At 66.6% G+C, this 5,266-nt stretch carries 5 protein-coding genes and 1 pseudogene; 1 reads left to right on the top strand and 5 read right to left on the bottom strand.

Going from position 1 to position 5,266, the window contains the following annotated elements; all coding sequences use genetic code 11:
* Window positions 1–9: 9 nt before the first annotated feature.
* Window positions 10–99 carry a zinc-binding dehydrogenase gene (locus Q1V87_RS04175; protein ID WP_300590970.1) on the top strand — a complete coding sequence of 30 codons (90 nt, stop codon included), beginning with the start codon at window positions 10–12 and terminating at the stop codon, window positions 97–99.
* A gap of 109 nt (window positions 100–208) precedes the next feature.
* On the opposite strand, the gene Q1V87_RS04170 is transcribed toward Q1V87_RS04175, so the two are convergent.
* From Q1V87_RS04170 to Q1V87_RS04150, 5 genes and pseudogenes are all read right to left on the bottom strand, one after another.
* The gene (locus tag Q1V87_RS04170; protein WP_300590969.1) at window positions 209–634 is read right to left on the bottom strand and encodes a Pr6Pr family membrane protein; all 426 of its coding nucleotides are present in this window, start codon (window positions 632–634) and stop codon (window positions 209–211) included.
* Window positions 635–1,013: 379 nt separating this feature from the next.
* Window positions 1,014–2,390 (bottom strand): NADP-dependent succinic semialdehyde dehydrogenase, encoded by a 1,377-nt coding sequence (locus tag Q1V87_RS04165; RefSeq protein WP_300590968.1) that lies wholly within the window; start codon window positions 2,388–2,390, stop codon window positions 1,014–1,016.
* A gap of 86 nt (window positions 2,391–2,476) precedes the next feature.
* The gene (purU, locus tag Q1V87_RS04160) at window positions 2,477–3,355 is read right to left on the bottom strand and encodes a formyltetrahydrofolate deformylase (RefSeq protein ID WP_300590967.1); all 879 of its coding nucleotides are present in this window, start codon (window positions 3,353–3,355) and stop codon (window positions 2,477–2,479) included.
* A 101-nt stretch (window positions 3,356–3,456) separates the two neighbouring features.
* Window positions 3,457–4,923, bottom strand: a complete 1,467-nt coding sequence (locus Q1V87_RS04155) for a peptide MFS transporter (protein WP_300590966.1) — start codon at window positions 4,921–4,923, stop codon at window positions 3,457–3,459.
* Between the two features lie 106 nt (window positions 4,924–5,029).
* A pseudogene (locus tag Q1V87_RS04150) lies at window positions 5,030–5,266 on the bottom strand (peptide synthetase); the annotation flags it as partial.

The following is a 5,266-nucleotide window of genomic DNA, read 5'->3' as shown; positions in this document are numbered from 1 at the left end:
TTCCCCGTCGTGGCGACCTACCCGCTCGATGAGGTGGTGGCAGCGTTCCAGGCGCTCGAGTCCTCGCACGAACCGGGCAAGATCGTCATCCTTCCCTGACGGATGCGCCGAGCCCCTGCGGTTCGTTTGCCGCAAAGTGTGCGCTCGGCATCCGTCGGGCGGCGTGTTGCGGCAAGCGAACCGGGCACACGTAGCCGGGTGAACGCCCTCAGTGGTCCGTGACCTCACTCGGCGCGCTCGCGGTAGATGGTGGCGCAGCGCGATCGATGGATGGTGACGTCAGCCGTCGCGAGACGAACCCCGACAGGCGGTCGAGAGCCACGACCGCAAGGGCGATCACCGCGAGCATCACCACGACCCGTAAGAGCGCCAGCAGCATTCCGTCGACGCCGTTGAGCGTCGGATCGAGGAACGGGTAGGGGTAGCGCACGGTGATCTCCGGCAAAAGCGCACCGCGCGCGATCATGACCAGGCCATAGCCGATCGGATAAAGCAGCGACAGTAGCGTGTCGCGCCAGCGGACGATGCCATGCGGCCCGAAGAGTACCCAGTCCAGGAGGACGAGTCCCGGCGCCACGTAGTGCAGCAGGAAGAGCCCCCAGTTGTCGATCGCGAGCGCTGGGTCCGCGACCACGAGGCCGGGCAGCGGGCTCTCGCCCCGGTTGTTCAGGATGTGCGAGATCAGCGCGGTTGTCAGGAGCCAAAATGTGACGGCACCCGAGACGCGGCGCCGGAGGGATGCTCGTGCCTCGCTGGATCATCACAACCAGCGTCGTTACGACGTAGGCCAGCGCGATGATGCTGCTTTGACTCGTGAAGTACGGGAGCAGGCGCTCGCCGAGGAGCAGGCCTGTCGCGAGCGCCGCCACGATGGCGCCGCGGAGGATGAGGGGTCCCATGTGGTCGCGGCGATTCATGCGGGCTCTCTTCATCGAGTGCGGGCTTCTCGTTTGCCGCAAACCGCCGGGTCGGACAGCTGCCCCTCGGCGTGTTGCGGCAATCGAACGCGTGGGTCAGGCGCGCCAGACCGTCTTCAGGTTCATGAACTCACGGATGCCGGCAGCGGCAAGCTCTCGCCCGACGCCGGAGTTCTTGATGCCCCCGAACGGCAGCTCCGGGTGCGAAACGGTCATGCCGTTAATGAACACGGCACCGGCTTCGATGCGGTCGACGAACCACTCGATCTCGTCGTCGTCGGTGCTCCACAGCGAGGAGGACAGCCCGAACGTCGTCGCGTTGGCGATCTCGACGGCCTCCTCACGGGAGTCGACGCGAAACACCGTGGCTACAGGGCCGAAGGCCTCCTCCTGGAACAGGCGCATATCCCGCGTGATACCGGCGAGGACCGTCGGCGGGTAGAACCAGCCCGGTCGGTCGGGGACCGAGCCGCCGGTCAACGCCTCGGCGCCGTGCGAGAGGGCATCATCGACGAGCTCGGCGAGTTCGTCCCGGCCGCTCTCGGTCGCAACGGGGCCCACGTCGGTGCCCTCGTCGAGGGGGTCGCCGACGCGCAGCGCTGCGGTCTTCTCCACGAACCGTGCCACGAAATCGTCGTAGACGTCGGTGTGGACGATGAACCGCTTGGCAGCGATGCAGGACTGCCCGTTGTTCTGGTTTCGGGCGGTGACAGCGACGGATGCCGCAGCATCGAGGTCCGCCGTCGGCATCACGACGAACGGATCCGAGCCACCGAGCTCGAGCACGACGTGCTTGACCTCGCTGCCCGCGATGGAAGCGAGCGAGCGACCGGCGGGCTCCGAACCGGTCAGGGTCGCGGCCACGACCCGCGAGTCGCGGAGGACCCGCTCGACTCCGGATGCCGGGATGAGCAGCGTGTGGAAGGAGCCGACCGGGAATCCGGCGCGCTCGAAGAGAGTGTCAAGGTAGAGCGCGGAACGCGGAACGTTAGAGGCGTGCTTCAGTAGCCCCGTGTTGCCGGCCATGAGCGCCGGGGCGGCAAAGCGCATGACCTGCCACAGCGGGTAATTCCAGGGCATGACCGCAAGCACGACGCCCAGCGGTGCCCAGCGGGTCCCGGCGGCCGAGGCCTTCACCGACGAGGGGTCGGCAAGCTCCTCTGTGGCCAGGAAGTCCTCGGCGTTGTCGGCGTAGAACCGGCATCCGCGAGCGCACTTGAGCACCTCGGCTCGCGACTGGGCGAGGGGACGCCCCATCTCGATCGTGATGGTGCGCGCCATCTCGTCGACGTCGGCTTCCAGCAGCTCGGCAGCCTTGCGCATCCATCCGGCGCGCTCGGCGAACGTCGTATCGCGCAGCGCGACGAACGCCGACTGTGCGGCGGCAATGCGGCGCTCGACCTCGGCCTCATCGTGAGGCTCGAAGGTTTCGATGACTTCGCCGGTCGCAGGATTTGTCACTGCAATGGCCATGAGCTGCCTCTTCCTCGAGATAGGGGACTCCGCGAGCCTATCCGGCGCTTCGGTGTCGCGACAATGTGCCCCGTGGGGCCGAGCGGTCAGAAGACGATGGTGTGGTTTCCGTGACGGATGACGCGATCTTGCGCGTGCCAGAGCACGGCGCGCGAAAGCACTGCACGTTCCACGTCAGCGCCACGTCGTTCGAGGTCTGCAGCAGTGTCGGCGTGCGTGACCCGCACGATGTCTTGCTCGATGATCGGCCCCTCGTCGAGGTCGGTGGTGACGTAGTGCGAGGTCGCTCCGATGAGCTTCACGCCGCGGGTCTTCGCCTGGCGGTAGGGCTGGGCGCCGACGAACGCTGGAAGGAACGAGTGGTGAATGTTGATCACGGGCACCCGCACGCTCTCGAGGAACTCGCCGCTCAGGATCTGCATGTAGCGGGCGAGAACCACGAAGTCGGCATCCGCGTCAGCCAGCACCTCGAGGATGCGGGCTTCACTGGCGCTCTTGTCGGACCCGGCGACCGAAGGCACGTGCACGAAGGGGATGCCGAAACCGGTGACATCAGCCTCGGCATCCGTGTGGTTCGAGATGACGACCGGGATCTCCACCGGCAGTTCGCCGCGACGATGACGCCACAGGAGGTCGAGCAGACAGTGGTCCTGCTTCGAGGCGAGGATCGCCATCCGCTTCGGAACCGACTGGTCGGTGATCGCCCACTGCAGATCGAACCCGTCGCCCAGGGTCGTGGCAAGGTCGTTTTCGATCGCGGGCAGTGCCTCGCGCAGGCCTGGCCGGTGAAAGACGACGCGCTGGACGTAGGCGCCGCCGGCCGGGTTGTCGGAGTACTGATCGAACTGCACGATGTTCGCGCCCTGCCGCGTGATCAGAGCCGAGACCGCCGCGACGATGCCGGGGGAGTCCGTGCCGTGGACGATGAGGCACGCGTGATCGAGGGGAAGCTGGGCTGTGGGCATGGACCGATTCTCTCGTGTGCTGCGCTCGTCCTCACTCCCTGCAGCGCCGATCTGTGCCATCGGTCTTCGTGTGTCGATCGCAGCCACCGATCGTGCTGGACTCAGCGCACGCCCTTCATCAGCTTCAGGACGGGCTTCACGGCCAGCAGCAGCGCGACGCCCAAGACGATCGCGGCGATCCCGAGGCTCGAGAAGTACGGCACCTCGTTGCGTGGGTCGTAGAACTGCGCGAGCCAGCCCGCGATCGCGGTCCCCAGCGCGACCGACAGGAAGAAGAGGGCCACCATCTGCGTGCGGAAGGCACTGGGAGCGAGTTTGGTCGTGATCGACAATCCGATCGGCGAGAGCAGGAGTTCGGCGACGGTGAACACGAACAGGATGCCGATGATCGCGAGGAGCGGTGTCGTGTTCTCACCGCCTCCCGCCCAGGGCAGGAACAGCAGGAACGCGGCGCCCATGATGATGGCCGCGAGTCCGAACTTCACGGGCGTCGACGGCTGGCGTGTGCCGAGCTTGGTCCACAGAGCCGCGAAGACTCCCGAGAGGATGATGATGAAGATCGGGTTGATCGACTGCACCCACGGCACCGGCATCTCCCAGCCGAACAGGTCTCGGTTCAAGCGCTTGTCGGAATAGACCGTCATGACCGTGAACTGCTGTTGGTACAGCGACCAGAACCCGACGCTCACGATGAACAACGGGATGAACGCGACCACCCGCGAACGTTCGACCGCTGTCACCTTGCGCGAGCTCAGGATCACGACGAAGTAGGCGATCGTCGCCGCGAGGGAGACGAGGATGACGACATCGGCAAGGTTGTCTGCTCGGATCACGCGCGCGAACGTCAGGATCGCGATGACGATGACTGCGCCCACGGCAACGCCGATCATGAGGGCGTAGCGATTGCGAGGCAGCGGGTTGTGCACGACGGATGCCTCTGCCGGGATCCGCTTGCGACCGAGGGTGTACTGGACGAGACCGATCGCCATCCCCACAGCCGCGAGGCCGAAGCCCCAGTGGAAACCGGCAGTGGACTGGAGCAGACCCGTCAGGAGCGGGCCCAGGAAGGCGCCGAGGTTGATGCCGAGGTAGAAGAGCGAGAAACCGGCATCCCGGCGCGGGTCGTCCGTCGTGTAGAGCATGCCTACGACCGAGGTCGCGTTGGCCTTGAGGCCTCCCGATCCGACGGCGACCAGCACCAGGCCGACGCCAACGCCGAGCAGTCCCGGCAGCAGCGCGAGGGCGATGTGGCCGAGCATAATGACCACGGCGCTGTAGAACAGCACGCGCTCCGAGCCGAGTATCCGGTCGGCGATCCACGCGCCGAGGATCGTCGAGAGGTAGACGGCGCCGCCGTACGCGCCGACGATCCCGGTCGCGACCCCCTCGTCGATCCCGAGTCCACCCTGCGCGGCCGAGTAGTAGAGGTAGATCAGCAGGATCCCCTGCATGCCGTAGAAGCTGAAGCGCTCCCACATCTCGACGCCGAAGATCGTGGCGAGGGCCCGCGGCTGGCCGAAGAAGCGGGTGTCGGTGGGCGTCGTGGCCTCGGGCGTCGGTGCCGTCATGGGCCTCAGGCTAGCGCCTGCTCCCGGTACAGGTCAGCGTCGGTCGCGTCGTGCTGCGCCGCGTGTGCGTTATGGTTTCGCCCTCATGACGGCGCGACCGAACCGATCACGCGCCGATCGTGTCGCGAAGCCCGGAGTGGACGGCATCCAGCCACGCCCCGACATTGCGCCGCGCCTCTGGGGTATCGGGGTAGCGGCACCGCAGGTGCAGGCCGGTGTCGTTCGCGATGAACCAGATCATGACACCGTCGGTGCGCACGACCGCAGAGACGTACTGGATGTCGCGGAGCCTGCCCGGCGCGATCGGGAGTCGCCCGGTATCGAGCCACGAGACCGCGAACAT

Source organism: Microbacterium sp. (assembly GCF_030149085.1).
In the GTDB taxonomy this organism is placed as follows: domain Bacteria; phylum Actinomycetota; class Actinomycetes; order Actinomycetales; family Microbacteriaceae; genus Microbacterium.
Note: the sequence above shows the minus strand (reverse complement) of the source record. Positions and strands in the feature narration are given on the sequence as shown.